Raw genomic sequence first — 14,351 nt, 5'->3', positions numbered from 1 at the left:
AAAACCGCGACGCTACGTCTCCCGATCTTGTGAGACCCATCTCAGCCTCCCCATGCTGAAAAGTGAGTCTTCTCAAATATATGATTCCTGTCGACAAAGACCGCGACACTCTGACTCAGTAAGACTAGCTAGGCTATGGCGGGGTCTATCGCAATCCGGCGGACCAGACGATCACCATCAACCCGAAGTCCGGGTTCGGTGATGTCGTCGCGGCTGTCGGAGACCATGTCATTGCGGCCGAATGCAAGGGTGACCGCCACAAAGGGATGCGCGCTCCACAAATAGAATGCGGGGACGGGTGGCCGGCCTGCTGGGCGATCGACGCTTCGCTGACCAGTATGAGCAACTCTTCAACGTGCGGAGCGCATTCCTGCATGGGCGCGCCATGACGGCCATTTCGACGAAAGAGCGGGTGATGGCGCGGTCATTGGCCCGCCAGGTCGTTGAGGCGCTGATCCTTGCGACCCTCGCGGGACCGATCGGCTCGCGGGAGGACTTCCTCGACGGTCTGCTCGATAAGGGCGCGCCCTTGATCTAGGAGGAACGGACGGGTCCGAGGGGATACCTTGGGCTTGAAAAATGTCAGAAAACTGCGTATATTTCTGACAGGAGATGGCCATGCAACGGTTAACCGAACAGATTCTTGCGCATGCCAAAGGACTGCCGGAAGGCACGCCCTTGGCGGCTAAGAGCTTGCTTCACCTCGGTAATCGCGCCGCGGTGGATCAGGCCTTGTCGCGGCTGACCGAGCGGGGCCACCTGATCCGGGCCGGTCGGGGCGTTTATCTCCGTCCCATCACGAGCCGATTCGGTACGAGGGCTCCATCAGTCCAGCAGGCGGTCGAGGCGCTCGCCAACCAGCGCGGCGAAGTCATCGTCCCGAGCGGGGCGGCGGCGGCCAACACCCTCGGCCTGACGACCCAGGTGCCGGTTCGGTCGGTCTATCTGACCTCCGGCCGCAGCCGAACGATGAATCTCGGCAAGCAGGTCGTTGAACTTCGTCATGCTCCGCGCTGGCAACTCGCCCTGGCCTATAAGCCGGCTGGCGAGGCAGTGCGGGCGCTGGCCTGGCTCGGGCCGGAGAAGGCAGAAGCCGCATTGAAAACACTGAAGCGGAAGCTCCCGCCGTCCACCTTCAGCGAACTGGTCGCGGCAGCGCCGCAGCTTCCGACCTGGCTGGCGCGCAGTGTGGGAAAGGCGGCGCATGGCTGACGCCTTTCTCCACCTCCCGGTGGCCGATCGCCACGAGGCGCTGAGCGTCGCGGCCGACCAGTCGGGACGACCAGCGCACCTTCTCGAGAAGGATGTGTGGGTCGTCTGGGCGCTCGCCACGCTCTACGGATCGGCGCTCGGCGAGCATCTGGTGTTCAAGGGCGGCACATCGCTGTCGAAGGCCTATGGAGTCATCCGGCGTTTTTCCGAGGACGTCGACCTGACCTACGACATCCGGGCAATTGCGCCGGATCTGGTGGGCGACAACGGCGAGGCGTTGCCGAAAACGCGCAGCGAGGAGAAGCGCTGGTCGAGTGAGGTGCGCAAGCGTTTGCCGGAGTGGGTGGCGGGGACCGCACAGCCGGTCATCGCGGACGCGCTGGCCGCGGAGGCGTTGCCTGCCACGATCCGCGTCGAGCGCGAGAAGCTGTTCATCGACTATGAGGCGATTGCCGCAGGCTCCGGCTACGTGGCGCCAAGCGTGATGCTCGAATTCGGCGCGCGATCGACGGGCGAGCCGGCAAGCCTGCGGGACATTACCTGCGACGCATCGGGCCTGGTCGAAGGCGTGGTCTTCCCAATGGCCCGGCCCCGCGTGATGCATGCCGAGCGAACCTTCTGGGAAAAGGCGACGGCGATCCACGTCTTCTGTCTGCAGGAGCGGCTCCGCGGCGATCGCTTCGCACGACACTGGCACGATGTCGTGCGGCTGGATGAGGCCGGTCTTGCGGATGCGGCTTTCGCGGATCGGGAGTTGGCGAACGCTGTCGCGCGCCACAAGGGCATGTTCTTCGCCGAGAAGGCCGCCGACCGCAGTCCGATCGATTACGTGGCGGCCGTAAACGGCGGTTTGCAGATCGTGCCGGGCGGCGATGCCTCCAAGGTGCTGCAGGAAGACTATGGCCGCATGGTCGAGGACGGGTTGCTCTTGGAAGATGCCGAACCCTTCGAGAGTCTGATGGAGCGCTGCGCCGATATCGCCGCGCGGGCCAACCGCGCGGGCGCATAGAGGGGCAGGCGAATGCTCAGTCGGGGATCGGAGTGGCGGCGGTGGGAGCCGCATATTCATGCACCGGGCACGGTGATGAACAACCAGTTCAGCGGGCCGAAGCGTACCCCGATCTCCACGAAGAAGGCACAATCAGCCAAGCGCGGCGCTAGCCGGCCTAGGGCCAAGCGAAATCGACCATCTGCTCCAAAGACCTTGCGAATGTCCATCTGCAGGATAGGAAGCAATCGCGTATATTGCGCTAGGTGGTATAATACGCGGACAAAGCGATTAGCCCAGTGATGCGAGCGGATCGCGACTAGTCTCATGACTAGTCCTTCTGAGGAATTTTTATGCTGGACTTGATCGCTTTATGGCGGTTGTGTGGAGAAGTCCACACACCAGGGGACGAAATTCGAGCAACGGAGTTGTTGGTAACACCCATGAGACCCCGCCACTCGATCCTGATGTCGCCGATTCAGCTCCGGATGATCCGGTGCTCACGGGCTACGATGAACAGCATCTCGTGACGTATTGGCGGCTTCTCGATGCCGAGACCGATGGCGCCGACTGGAAAGAGGTGGCTCGGATGGTCTTGTATATTGATCCAGATCGCGAGCCGGCGTGCGCTCGCAATGCGTTTGATAGTCACTTGGCGCGAGCAAAATGGATGGCTGATCACGGTTACCGCGATTTGCTGCGCGCGGCGGCGCGACCAAATAGCAAGAATTTGTCGATTAGAATTCGCAATTGAGAATGGATTTCTCCCACTGACAACGTGATCGCCTGTACGCATCACGCAATGCACAATTGGTGGCTTCCCCAACAACCAAAGGCTTCATAGACATTTCGCAATCGCCTTACGGCAGGGGATCAGAGCAATGTCCGAGTTCGACTGGCTGCCGGGCGCGTATCAGCACGCCATCAAGTCAGGGGAGGTGGCGGATTTCGCCTGGGAGGCGGTCCGCCGAAGGCCCAACTATCGAAATGCCTACCGGGACGCTCGCTCGAAGGGCGGGCAAGTTTCCGAATTCCGAAGGAGATGGGCGTCTGCTTTCGCTAATGAGCGGGCTCGGTAACGTAAATGAAAGAGGCCGCTAACCGAGGAGCCCTTATTGTCGTGAAGTCGCAAGCGCACTTTGCTTGAATTCAGAGTGGCTGGCGACCGTCGCTGATGTTGGCAGGGCAACGACAACTCGATAAGTCGTGAAGTACCTGAACGATGGCAACAACCTACAACAGACCGAGACGCAACTCTCTCACCTCGGCCGTGGTCCCGCTAGACACGCCGGGATGGTCAATGTGCCCATTCATCGGGTCTCTACAATCCTTTCGGAAACCCTGGTCGATCGCAGCACAGGCGTCGGTGATGATCATCTCGTTCGCGGGTCCCAGCGGTGCTGTGTCGGTCGCGCGCCAGCTCGGCCTCGAGCACTCGTTGAGTTTGCTACAGTACGCCTCCTGCAGCTTGGCAAGCGCAATGCATTTACGGGCATACACTGCTGCCATCTGTCGAAGCTCCGCCTCGATTTGTGAAACCTTGTCCATGATTTGCCTATTGTCGGTTGATGTACGGCTATACCGCGCAACCGTGTCAGCGGCCACCGCGCTTCTCGGCACGTAGCTTGCCCCGGCGAAATGCGAGAGAGCACCCCTCGGGGCTAACGTGACGGATCTCCGCGACCCGCTGAATACTGCTATAATCCTCATCGAGAGGTGGCGGCGCCTTAATGCCGCTCGCTGCGAGCAGCATTCGAAAGCGAAGCTAGCTCCGCCACCACGATCTCGAGCTTTCGCGCGATGCCCTCGATCTTGGGCGAGTGCTGGTGCTGCGGGGACCGCGTCATGACGTCCCCGCTTGCGGGATGATCCGCATCCTGAACTCCAGCGACAGGTCGCGAATCTCGAGCAGCACGTCGGGATTAGCGTCAATTACCGCGCAAGCGTACGCGAACCGCTCCTCGGCGAGGGCAAGGGCCTCAGCACCTGAAACGTCCGCAGGGATACTCATCGCCGGTGCGCCTCATGCTTCGCGATATAGTCGAGAATTCTCGCTCTCGCCAAAAGAAGATCCTCATCGAGCAATGCGTGCATCGCGCCTCGAACGCAAGGGGAAATCGAATTGTCAGTATCGATCATTTTCCGAAAGTTCTGAAAGACACGATCGATCCTCGCGATCGAATCGCCTGCCGTGATCATTCGCTGCTCAGACACGTTGATCCTCCTTCTCGTCGTCAGTAGTGGTTGGATTGGCATTCCTGCGTTCTTCGGCGAGCCGAACGGGATCGTGTGAACGTTTGTTCAGCGCTCGAACATCATCGCGGCGCGCTTCGACGTAACGCCGGATCCGGTTGCAATTATCGATGGGATCGCAAGATGTCTACTTGAGCACGCCGCAGATCTCCTTGAGGATTGCGCAGTGTTGCTTAATCTAGTGGCTTGTCGGCGCCGACATTAAGCGCTCTTCGGATCGGGCGATGAGCAGATCCTGTGAGGCGGGGCTCGTCTCTTCTTCGCGCTTCTGCGCCTTGACGCGCTTTAACAGGTCGGAAACAGATTCGCCGAGCAGGTAGCGTCCATTCCGCTCGCGTTTGAAGTAGCGGTCGGTGACGAGCTTTATTAAGCTCGGATTTGCTGTCTCTTGCGATGCCCGCAGAGTCTCTCGACGAAACGCCGCTATTTGTAACGTCCATTTAGGTTTCGAGTCCCTGGTTGAGATGCAAATGCAGCCGAAGAGTGTCGCGTCTAAAACATTCAGACGATGCGGTGGCGCGAGGCTCGCGCGCGATTTGATCTTATGCCAAAACGCTGCAATATATGTAAGAGTTGCCGATACCGAGCGCTGGGTAAAATAAAGGCGCCACTGTCAGTGGTGCAGCCGCGTCCACATGAGCTTGCGAATTTCCCGCTCTGCTCGCGCGAAGTTGCCGATGTTGAAGTGAGTGCGCCGATACGCAGCAGCGCGTTCCGCTCGCGACCCCATGATGCGGGGTCTCTCGCGCTTGTACATCTCGTCGCGTGCTTGGCTGAGTGCGCTGCGCACGGAATGTCGGAGTTCCCCTTTGATTCGAGGGAATGTGGTGGGCCGAAAGCTAGTTAGCAGTTGCAGCGCGCGAGCCTTGATCCTCAAAATACGGACTAACGCGCACTTACGGTTCTCCTTTAGCGATGCTGCTGCTGCATCTATGCTCCTGATAGCCCGGTTAATGGCATCGATATGGCAATCAGACCTCTGTGGACGAAAAGAGCAGTCGCGCTGGCAGCTTGCCCATCACGCATTCTGCGCAGCGCAGCTCAGGGTTGCTCGGAGGTCACAAGCACGTCGTCAAAGTGATTACCGGACCGAGGTGTCGAGTTGGCAACAAGCCCCGCGGGACAGCATTTATGGGCGCCTGGCGGGGCGGTCCCAGCAGCCGCACGCCTGCAGCTATGCCTCGGTCAACGCGTGCGCGATATATGCAATTAGGTCCGACGGATGTTCGATGCCGATCGATAGCCGGATGGTGGAGTCGAGGACGCCGATTTTTCCCGGATGTGAGTCGTAACACCTGAGTGCGCCCTGCTTGCGGGCTGGCAAGCGACTCGGTACCGCCCAGGCTCACTGCCAGCTTGAAGAGTTTCAGCGCGTTCCGAAATTTGTATGCGGCGGCTTTTCCGTCGACAGTATCGAACGAAAATGTGGAACCTGTGCCAGTGCATTGCTTCGCGAATAGCCGGCCCGCGGCTCGTCTGCCTCGTGGTGAGCGAGGCCACTTTTTCGTAGTCGCGCAGGTATTGCGCTACGAGATGCGCATTTCTATCGGCTTTTCCATGCGAAGGCTCAGTGTTTCGAGCGAGCGGCTGATCATCCAGCAGGAATGCGGGTCCAGTTGGGTGCGGGTGGCGCCTCGCGGCGCTTTGACGTCCTTCATGAGGGCTCTTGACCCGAGCGCAGCGCCAGCGATCAGGTCTGAATGACCGCGACATATTGGTCAGTGAATACAAAGTGAAATCCGCACCATGTTCGATCGGGCGCAGGAACACTGGCCCTAGCAATGTGTTATCGCACGCGACGATTGGCGTGTGCCCCTGGGCGCGGTCGGTCATCTCTGCGACGCGGCGGACCATCGCAATATCGACCGGCCCATCGGTTGGGGTTGCCAGAGTTTCGATGAAAATCATTGGAACCCTACCTTTGTGTATCGCGTCCCCCGCCGCCAGCCTGACTCCGGTCTCGTCGAGGCCGTCGGCAAAGCCGACGGCACCGAATCGAAAAGCCCGCAAGCGTCTTCACAAGCAACGCTTCCGGTGCACCGTAGAGTGGGTTGAGAGTGCAGAATCACGTCGCCAGGGCTTGCCGAACGCGAGGATCGTCGTCGCAATCACCGCCATGCCGGATGGTGCGCAATTCTCTATGCGCTCGTAGATGGAAATCCCGTCCTCGACAATTTCGCTGTTGGGGTGATTGAACCGCGAATAAACTAGGCCTGCGTCCCATTCCCTCGGGAGGCTCGCGCCGATCTGAGACGAAATCGAAAGTCCATCCCGTCTTCTCGGCAGTCCGGAAAACGAAGGTCGAGGTCAGAAAGACCGGCGGTTTAGCCGCTCCTTGCGATAATTGCGGGTCGTAGCCGTAGTTCAGCATCTGCGTTTCGGACGCAGCTTGTGATTGCCTATATGGGTCTTCAACGAAAAATGCTTCATCATGGCCTAAGCTTCGTTCTATAGATCCAAATCCTTGCCCTGCAGCTAGTTGCCTTCCACGGCAGTGGGGCGAATTCCGCAACTGGTTGCGCGATATGCTGGAACATCGTCAGCGCAGGCTCTAACAAGTCAACGCTGTTTCACCAGACTCCACTTCTTGATCACCGCCTCGCTCATCTGCTCAGCGTCGGCACAGGCGATTTCATCGACCTTCACCGAGATCCTCTTGCCGACTAGTGGCTTCAGCTGACTGGCGTGCGCTTCGCCAGTTGTGAGCAGCTGAAACATTACCGGTCCGGTCTCTAGCTTGCACAGCGCGTGCGGCTCGGGTAGCCGGCGCGGCGCGGAGATGATATGGTAGGCGACCTTTTTGCCGTGCTTGGCATCGCGTATGCGAATCGCGTAGAGCTCGCCTGACAACACGTCGCCGGTGTTGATCGGCGCGCCCCCGTTCAGGCCCGCGTACGCAGGCTCCTCCGCGCCGGCGGCTCCAGGAAAGCTCGCCATCAGAATCAATGCAAGGGCAAAGCCCATGGCGAATCGGTCTTTCGTCATTAGTCAGTCCTCCGTAGGTGTGATTAGAAAAGCGTGAGCTGCCGGATCGCGGCAACAGCGCACCTCGTCGACCCATGGACGTCGTGGTGAGCAAACAGGAGCTGCTGATCGTGAGCGCATGCTGCCCGCCGACTATACGGGAAGGGTCTAGGAGCGCTGCCACAACGTTTGATGTCTAAAGCCGGACGGGCAAATCATTGTGGGCCAAGTCCAGCCATGATTTCGGATTGGATTGCGGTTGCGGTGCACAGGGAAGCATCTAATGGCAGATTGCCAAATGCGAGTTGACAAAGAAGGTAATTCGCACCTGACTCTTCCAGCTGATTTAGGAGAACTTGTCGCACAGAAGCTGACGTTCCGACGACGCACAATTCGCTCTCGATTGCCGCATCGAAGGTCAGCGGAAGGTGTGGTGGTGTAGGGATGGCATTGAGCTCGTAAAGGAACTTAAAGCTCTCGAGCCATTGTGCGTAAGCAGATGCCGCGAGCGAATAGGCATCTATCTCCGAACGCGCAATCACGACCATGCGAAGCAATCCAAGAAATGGCATTTGATCGTGAGCCTCGCCGTTGGGCTCTCGATGAGCGCGGAAGGCATCAGTTACTTTGCGTACAGCAGAGGAGGGGCCTACGCACGCGAGATTTGCGCCATTGGCAGCTGCCCAAGCTGCGGACTCGGGTCGATTTGTGGCAATCCATGTCGGCGGCCTTGGACGCTGATAAGTTTTTACCGTCAACGGAACGCTGTTTAGCTCAAAATGTTGGCCTTGATAGGATAGCATGCCGCCTTTCATAGCGCTGATAAGGGCTTCGCTTGCTTCTTCATAACGGCTTGGCGCCGCGTCAGCACTGATGCCGTAGTAGCCCAATTCAAGCGGAAGAGAGCCGCGTCCGATACCCACCTCAAGCCGGCCACCGCTCAAGTGATCGAGCATACAGATCTCTTCAAACGCACGCAGGAGATGATAGAGGTTAAGCAGCATCACCAATGGCCCGATACGAAGTTGCCGTGTGCGCTGTGCGACGCTCGACAAGAACAAATTTGGCGATGGACCTCTCCCATGCGGCGTACAGTGGTGTTCTGCCACGTGATATGCAAAGAAGCCGAGTCGGTCGTACGCCTCTGCCAGGACGAGGCGATCTGCGTATTGTCGGGCGATGTCGCGGCCGTCCTCGTCTAAGTGATCGAAGATGCCGAACGTTAGAACTGGCGATCTTCCTAGCTTTAAGCTGTCAGAAATGTCACTGACGGCTCCCAGAAACGCATCCATTTGCGTTTTTGTCCCGATGCTCACGCGGATGCAATTTTCAAGAACGTTATTGGAAAGGAAGGCAACAAGTATTCTTTGCCTTTCCAAAGCGGCCTGCCACCATCTACCGTCGTGTCCCGCAGGCACACGCGCTAGCAAGAAGTTTGCGTGGGAGGGCGTTAGAGAAAATCCAAGTTGCGACAATGCGGTCGCAACCCGCTGTCTTTCATGCCTGATGTGCCTATGGTTCTCTTCATAGACGGCGCGATGCGCAAGAATGCTGATGCCGACCGCGTGCCCGATTACATTCATGCTGAAGACGTTCTGGATGTTACGAAGCCGTCCAATAAGCTGCGGGTGGCCGAACCCGAAGCCGACGCGAACGCCAGCGGCGGCATAGCTTTTCGAAAGTGTTCTTAAGAGCAGAAGATCCGGATAACGGCTGAGGGGCCGCAGGCCATTATCAGGCGCAGAATCGACATACGCTTCGTCCAACACGACGAGGCGGTCCGATTGTGCCAGGAGGCGTTCGATATCGGCGATAGGGATGAACGTTCCGGTCGGATTGTTCGGATTCGCCAACAGAATGAACTTGGCATCTTTTGCTGGCCCAAAGAGCAATTGCTCTATCGGCAACGACTGAGGTTCGTTACATCTGATTTCAAGCAGTTGAGCACCCTGCAACATAACAAGTTTGTGATTGAATGAAAAACCTGGCGACAGCATTGCGCCGCTGTCGCCCCGGGGCAAGAAATGCTCTGTAGATGAGCCCGAGAAGCTCAGATGATCCATTGCCGGCAATCACATGATCGATCGCGACGCCGTAGATATTAGCGGCTGCTTCCCTCAGGCTAATGTTGTCATCTTCTGGATACAGATACTGCCGCTCAAGCGCCGCAATTGCACTTTGCCATACGATTGTTGGCAACGGAAATGGGTTCTCATTCGTGTTTAGTTTGACGTAATTAGCGGCCGGCGCAGGCCGGTCGGACGGCAGAGCATCTAACTGTTTCGCTGCCTGCGAAAGAGAAGAGAGCACATTTTGCAATTTGGCATCGGACATAGGTTTCTCCCGTTGAACCACCGAGGGCGCTTGCAGTTGTCAGCATGCCGGTCAGTCAGTCCGGTAGACGGCCTGAGGACAGAGTTCGAGTGTTTGTTGGGACAGCGAGGACGGCCGGCATCCAAAGTGCAGCAATCAGCCGCCTCGGTCACGGATTGGCATTGCCCTGAGTTGGCAGCAATATCACGCTGCGTTGGTCCAGGTACCAAATATTGGTCCGGAACGAGTCGGTCTCAGATCGCACAGTGGAAGTTCGGCAAAGAGCTAAGCAAAAGTAACGCAGCGACATCGGCCGAGCTGTGCCGTTGGGCATAAACTCTTCCGTTGGCGCATCGGCGTCATAGGATAGCTCCACGAGCAGTACTGCGAGCGCGAGAAACGACGCGAGTACCGCGAGCGCGAGAACCGACCCGAGTAGCACGTCATGTCCGGAATTACGTTTCATCATTTCCATTACTTCGCTGAATATCTAGGCTCGTGTGCGGTCACAACGATGAGTTCTACTCGACGGTCTCGACAATGTTGTTATGCCACCGGTATACGACGAAGCCGGGAGCTGCATTGTCTCCTTTGGTATCGAACCGGACCGGCCCGATTACTGTTTGGGTTGGCTGCGAACGAAGCGCAGCTGCTACTCGCGGACCGTCGAAGGTACCGGCCCGCTTTACCGCGTCCGCCCATGCCTGGACGGCGGCATAGGCGTAGAGCGTGTAGCCTCCCGCTGACATGTTGGAAGACTTGAGCCTAGCTACGGCGTCCGCCGCTTGAGCATTCTTGGTGGAGTCGGGCATGAAGGTGAACAGTGTGCCGTTTGCTGCTTCGCCCGCGATCGCCGAAAAGTCGCTGGTCATCAACGGATCGTTCGCCATGATAGTGAGACCTGCGCCTGCTTCTGCGGCTTGACGCACAATCAAGCCGATCTCGTTGTAATAGCCGCCGATATAGGCGATCTGGATTCCGTCTCTTTTCATTCTTGAGACCAGGGCCGTGTAGTCCTTTTCGCCGGCCACATAGCTTTGCCGAATGACCTTTTCGCCCGCTTCCTGAAGGCGTGACTCAACGACGTCGGCAATGCCCTTGCCGGCGGTACTCTTGTCGTCAAGGACGGCAATCTTCTTGTTCGGATAATGTCGCAAGATGTATTCGGCCGCCACGAGTCCTTGTTGGTCGTCGCGGCCGCAGATCCGAAACACCGTCTTGAGACCACGCTCTGTTAGCTGAGGATTCGTTGAGCCAGGTGAAATCTGAATAAGTGCCGCTTCGGCGTAAACGTCGGAAGCGGGGATAGAGGAAGACGAACAAAAGTGGCCAACGACCAACTTGACTTGATCCATCGTCAGCCGATTGGCAACTGCGACGGCCTGCTTGGGATCGCACGCGTCATCGGCGACGCTCAATATGACCTTGATACCGGGAAGTAGGCCCGAAGCATTTAACGCATCGACAGCCGCAGTAGCACCGTCGCGCATCTGTACGCCAAGCGCAGCAGTGCTTCCGGTCATCGGGCCGACCACGGCGATATTAACGTCGGCAGCTGGCGCGGTCGAAGCCAAAGCACAAGAGAGGAATGCTGCACTTGCAGCTGCAGTAATTCGAGAAATTGGCACTTAGAGCTCCGGATGTTCGCTTGAGTTTGCTAACAGCTTGCCGTTCCTGCCCATGCGAGGGCATCGCTTGGTTATGAGATAACGCCAGCTTTGGATGCCTCAAGGCAGCGCGTAAGCCGCGGCTGGCCGATGCCTCCGAACCTGCCGTGGCAGAGCGAAACAACCATTGCGATCCCGCTATAGGAAAGATGTGGCGATAAGCAGTGAGATACACGCCGAACGCTGGCAATCTCGGCATTCCATCACGTCCGACGCGCTCCTGACGCTGCAATCGATCGAACACAGCAAACGGTTCGCATGTCCATCCCCGCGGCGGCGTTACGTATATGGAGTCTGCGGGTTCGTCGCCTGTATTCCATACTTTGTGAGGACCAGCGCCTGAGACGTCACATACCGAACTCGGACCGAGCTCCCGTTCCTGTCCGGCAACGGCGACGTGAATACATCCCGCCCTGATCTCTAGTTGGTCGTCCTGTTTTAGCTGCAAGTATGCCGGCGGCGGCACCCCATCCGGCGTATAGAGCACTTTGACAATCCGCTCCTTGCGGAAGTGCTCGAGCCTTCTGACCGTCTCGTGGGGCGTGAGCCTAACAGCTTGAGACATTCGTAATCCTTAACTTAACCTTTGGAGCAGCAACCGACGTGCCAACGACATGATGTCGATTCGAATTGGGTTTGCAGCGAGCGAGATCCGCGAAGTTTGCGATCCTTATCCGTGAGTGAGAGATAGATAAATCCGTCTTGTTCGGTTTGTCGGACAAAGCCTCTCCTTGCGAGAAGCTCGACTACGTCGTAACGAACGCTGCGTCAGCATCCAGCACACCCGCGATCACCCCGACCGGCACGGCTCGCTCTGATCAAGCACTTGCAAGGCCACCATGATCATCCACTGCGTCCCGAATGCCGAAGCTCTCGCCCAGAAACTCTGAACGTACTGCAGGCCATGCGATCCTCCCGGCTAGGCGGAGTTGTCCCTAGGTTGCCAGGGAGCGTGGCCACCTACAGTAGATCGTACAATCTGACGCCACGTACGATTCAAGCCCTTCGGGGGGCTCGTCTCATAAATGTGTCCAAAGTCATGTCTCGATGAAGGAGCGACGCTGCAAAAGTTAGAGAAGAGCGCCACGAGTCCTCAACCATCTGACGCAAACCACAACCGGCGCGTTCCTGGGCGCTAAAAAACTCATATCATTCTCATCTAGATGGAGAACACAGCAGGGGTGCACGCATTATACGCGGCAGGTTCAGCGCAGTTCATCCGTTCAAGGCGGCAAGTGCGAGGTCGAGATATTGCATTAGGCAGGGATCCCAGCCAGCCATACTGCGTGGCGCGCTCAATCGCGCAAGAACTTTCAGTATCATTGAAACGGTCGAATCAGCTCCTGCGATCTCTGTGATCAGCAAGCGCGCTTTAAGCGCCACAGCATTTGCCCGTTCGCTGCAGGGATGCTCGCCCCGATCCACACAATCGCGCAGCTCGTCGAGGATCTTCCGCCACCGCTCCTCTCGACCTGAGTCCATGACGCATGTGCATGGGAGCGGCTGAGGGCGTTCTTCCTCAACCCGCGACATTGCATCCAGAGTGGCAGCTAGCTCATCAACACTGACGTGCAATTCACTATCCGTCGTCATGTTGCGCAAACGATTTCGCAACAGGGTTGCACGCGCGACTTGAAGTTCAATTCTCCCCAAATGATTGCGCAATAGGTCAGTAAGCGAGGTTCTGCCCTCTATCGCTCTACGGATCTCGTGAAGCGAGAAGTCAAGCTCACGTAGCGCTCGGATTTGATGTACCCGTTTGAGGCCTTCGTGGTCGTACATGCGGTGACCGCCGTCGGTGCGCTCCGACGCACTTAATAAGCCGGTGTGCTCATAATGATGCAGAGTGCGTACCGTTACCCCGGTCGCCTCTGCAAGCTCGCCAATGCGCCATCGACGCCTTCGTGGTGTAGGTTTTGTCATGGTTCTCTAATTTCAAGCCTACAACCTGACGTCGCGTGAGATTCAAGCTATTTCAACGGTCTACCTGAAAATGGCTTCGTTTCAGGCGCCAGCTAGGCGGCTCTTCTGGCGCCAGCAAGGTTGCTGTCCTCAGAGAGCCGCCTGATCAAGCGGCAGAAGCAATGGCGCCCATCAAGTTCATCAGGGACGCCAAGTGGGCCTCGCCGGCTGCTGCACGTTCCAGAACAAGCGTGGCGATTGCCGTTCGATTTTCAGGAGTTCGCATCGAAGCCGGTAACGCCGCGACTGCTTCATCAAAAAGCCTTCCCAAGACCGAGAGGTCTTCCGGATCGTAGACACCACTGTATTGCTGCAACATTCGGCTCCGTGATTAACGCTAAGGCGGCCGCACGTGGCTAAGACGTTTGGCCAAAAGAAGACAGACCGCCGGCGTACAGCGACGAAGGTGCGGTATACGTTGAAGTGATGCTGTTGCGCAACACAGTCGCGCTTTGCTTCGTCTCAAGGCCGCGCAGGCGATATCGACTAACTTTTCTCGGAACTGCGAGCACCGCAGTGCCTATGTGCAGCCGAACTGGCGGGGCGAAGAAGAGGATTCTCACATTCGGTGCGCCGCTATTCTGAGCCATGGCTGCAAGAAAGCGCCGAGCCGATACGAGCAACGATCGGCAGCCAATGCTGATCCAACAACGATAGTCACAGCATTTTCTCAGCTTAAGTCCCGCTGCCTCAATATCTATCGCAAAGTGGTGGCCGCTCTTTGATCCCGTTCACAACGGATCGGACCACGGTAGATGAGACTTGGCGCGAAGCGGTAAGTGATTGGTCTGTCCGACATGCTCGCTCGCCCGCGCCTGGTATACAAAATGACAGACACGTAGACGGGCAATGCCTTCCAAATTAGTCGATGCCAGTGCGCTGAGCGCATCTGGGCCGATTCGCTAGTCCCGCCCTCCAGGCAAATGTCGAGTTTTGCTGTTATCAGCGCGCTTGCGAGTTCGTTGCGCAATTTGGGTTGCCAGGAGCGCGTG

At 57.7% G+C, this 14,351-nt stretch carries 10 protein-coding genes and 4 pseudogenes; 4 read left to right on the top strand and 10 right to left on the bottom strand.

What is annotated here, in order from left to right; translation table 11 throughout:
* Nucleotides 1-298 precede the first annotated feature (298 nt).
* From GWE18_RS38680 to GWE18_RS38665, 4 genes and pseudogenes are all read left to right on the top strand, one after another.
* Nucleotides 299-538 (top strand): hypothetical protein, encoded by a 240-nt coding sequence (locus tag GWE18_RS38680; RefSeq protein ID WP_249734956.1) that lies wholly within the window; start codon nucleotides 299-301, stop codon nucleotides 536-538.
* Nucleotides 539-618: 80 nt separating this feature from the next.
* A complete protein-coding gene (locus tag GWE18_RS38675) occupies nucleotides 619-1,212 on the top strand; it encodes a DUF6088 family protein (protein ID WP_108521611.1) in 594 nt (197 codons plus the stop codon).
* Nucleotides 1,205-2,221 (top strand): nucleotidyl transferase AbiEii/AbiGii toxin family protein, encoded by a 1,017-nt coding sequence (locus GWE18_RS38670; protein ID WP_275190808.1) that lies wholly within the window; start codon nucleotides 1,205-1,207, stop codon nucleotides 2,219-2,221. Before GWE18_RS38675 ends, GWE18_RS38670 begins: the two co-directional genes overlap by 8 nt.
* 430 nt (nucleotides 2,222-2,651) lie before the next feature.
* A pseudogene (locus GWE18_RS38665) lies at nucleotides 2,652-2,954 on the top strand (DUF2285 domain-containing protein); the annotation flags it as partial.
* Nucleotides 2,955-4,043: 1,089 nt separating this feature from the next.
* Here the strand turns inward: GWE18_RS38665 and GWE18_RS38660 are convergent.
* The 10 genes and pseudogenes from GWE18_RS38660 to GWE18_RS38615 form a co-directional block, all read right to left on the bottom strand.
* Nucleotides 4,044-4,211 (bottom strand): hypothetical protein, encoded by a 168-nt coding sequence (locus GWE18_RS38660; RefSeq protein WP_190242060.1) that lies wholly within the window; start codon nucleotides 4,209-4,211, stop codon nucleotides 4,044-4,046.
* Between the two features lie 1,300 nt (nucleotides 4,212-5,511).
* Nucleotides 5,512-6,111 (bottom strand): annotated as a pseudogene (locus GWE18_RS38655) (PLP-dependent transferase).
* A gap of 118 nt (nucleotides 6,112-6,229) precedes the next feature.
* A pseudogene (locus tag GWE18_RS38650) lies at nucleotides 6,230-6,361 on the bottom strand (methionine gamma-lyase); the annotation flags it as partial.
* A gap of 651 nt (nucleotides 6,362-7,012) precedes the next feature.
* On the bottom strand, nucleotides 7,013-7,438 hold the full coding sequence (locus GWE18_RS38645; RefSeq protein ID WP_108521594.1) for a hypothetical protein: 426 nt from the start codon (nucleotides 7,436-7,438) through the stop codon (nucleotides 7,013-7,015).
* Nucleotides 7,439-7,632: 194 nt separating this feature from the next.
* On the bottom strand, nucleotides 7,633-8,679 hold the full coding sequence (locus GWE18_RS38640) for an LLM class flavin-dependent oxidoreductase (RefSeq protein ID WP_275190809.1): 1,047 nt from the start codon (nucleotides 8,677-8,679) through the stop codon (nucleotides 7,633-7,635).
* Nucleotides 8,668-9,751, bottom strand: a pseudogene (locus tag GWE18_RS38635) (histidinol-phosphate transaminase); the annotation flags it as partial. The gene GWE18_RS38640 and the pseudogene GWE18_RS38635, both read right to left, overlap by 12 nt.
* Before the next feature lie 148 nt (nucleotides 9,752-9,899).
* Nucleotides 9,900-10,199 carry a hypothetical protein gene (locus GWE18_RS38630; protein WP_275190807.1) on the bottom strand — a complete coding sequence of 100 codons (300 nt, stop codon included), beginning with the start codon at nucleotides 10,197-10,199 and terminating at the stop codon, nucleotides 9,900-9,902.
* A 52-nt stretch (nucleotides 10,200-10,251) separates the two neighbouring features.
* The gene (locus GWE18_RS38625; RefSeq protein WP_275190806.1) at nucleotides 10,252-11,358 is read right to left on the bottom strand and encodes a branched-chain amino acid ABC transporter substrate-binding protein; all 1,107 of its coding nucleotides are present in this window, start codon (nucleotides 11,356-11,358) and stop codon (nucleotides 10,252-10,254) included.
* A gap of 1,254 nt (nucleotides 11,359-12,612) precedes the next feature.
* Complete coding sequence (locus GWE18_RS38620; RefSeq protein WP_108521590.1) at nucleotides 12,613-13,320, bottom strand: MerR family transcriptional regulator; 708 nt, start codon at nucleotides 13,318-13,320, stop codon at nucleotides 12,613-12,615.
* A gap of 145 nt (nucleotides 13,321-13,465) precedes the next feature.
* Nucleotides 13,466-13,678, bottom strand: coding sequence for a hypothetical protein (locus GWE18_RS38615; protein WP_244608561.1), 213 nt, complete (start codon nucleotides 13,676-13,678; stop codon nucleotides 13,466-13,468).
* Nucleotides 13,679-14,351 lie beyond the last annotated feature (673 nt).

This window comes from Bradyrhizobium sp. CSA112, assembly GCF_029051645.1.
Classification (GTDB): domain Bacteria; phylum Pseudomonadota; class Alphaproteobacteria; order Rhizobiales; family Xanthobacteraceae; genus Bradyrhizobium.
This window is presented reverse-complemented; position numbering and strand designations above follow the sequence as displayed.

Coding starts and splice junctions, on each gene's coding strand:
- GWE18_RS38645 (WP_108521594.1), bottom strand. CDS start 7,438: ATGACGAAAGACCGATTCGCCATGGGCTTTGCCCTTGCATTGATTCTG.
- GWE18_RS38620 (WP_108521590.1), bottom strand. CDS start 13,320: ATGACAAAACCTACACCACGAAGGCGTCGATGGCGCATTGGCGAGCTT.
- GWE18_RS38670 (WP_275190808.1), top strand. CDS start 1,205: ATGGCTGACGCCTTTCTCCACCTCCCGGTGGCCGATCGCCACGAGGCG.
- GWE18_RS38660 (WP_190242060.1), bottom strand. CDS start 4,211: ATGAGTATCCCTGCGGACGTTTCAGGTGCTGAGGCCCTTGCCCTCGCC.
- GWE18_RS38615 (WP_244608561.1), bottom strand. CDS start 13,678: ATGTTGCAGCAATACAGTGGTGTCTACGATCCGGAAGACCTCTCGGTC.
- GWE18_RS38630 (WP_275190807.1), bottom strand. CDS start 10,199: ATGATGAAACGTAATTCCGGACATGACGTGCTACTCGGGTCGGTTCTC.
- GWE18_RS38675 (WP_108521611.1), top strand. CDS start 619: ATGCAACGGTTAACCGAACAGATTCTTGCGCATGCCAAAGGACTGCCG.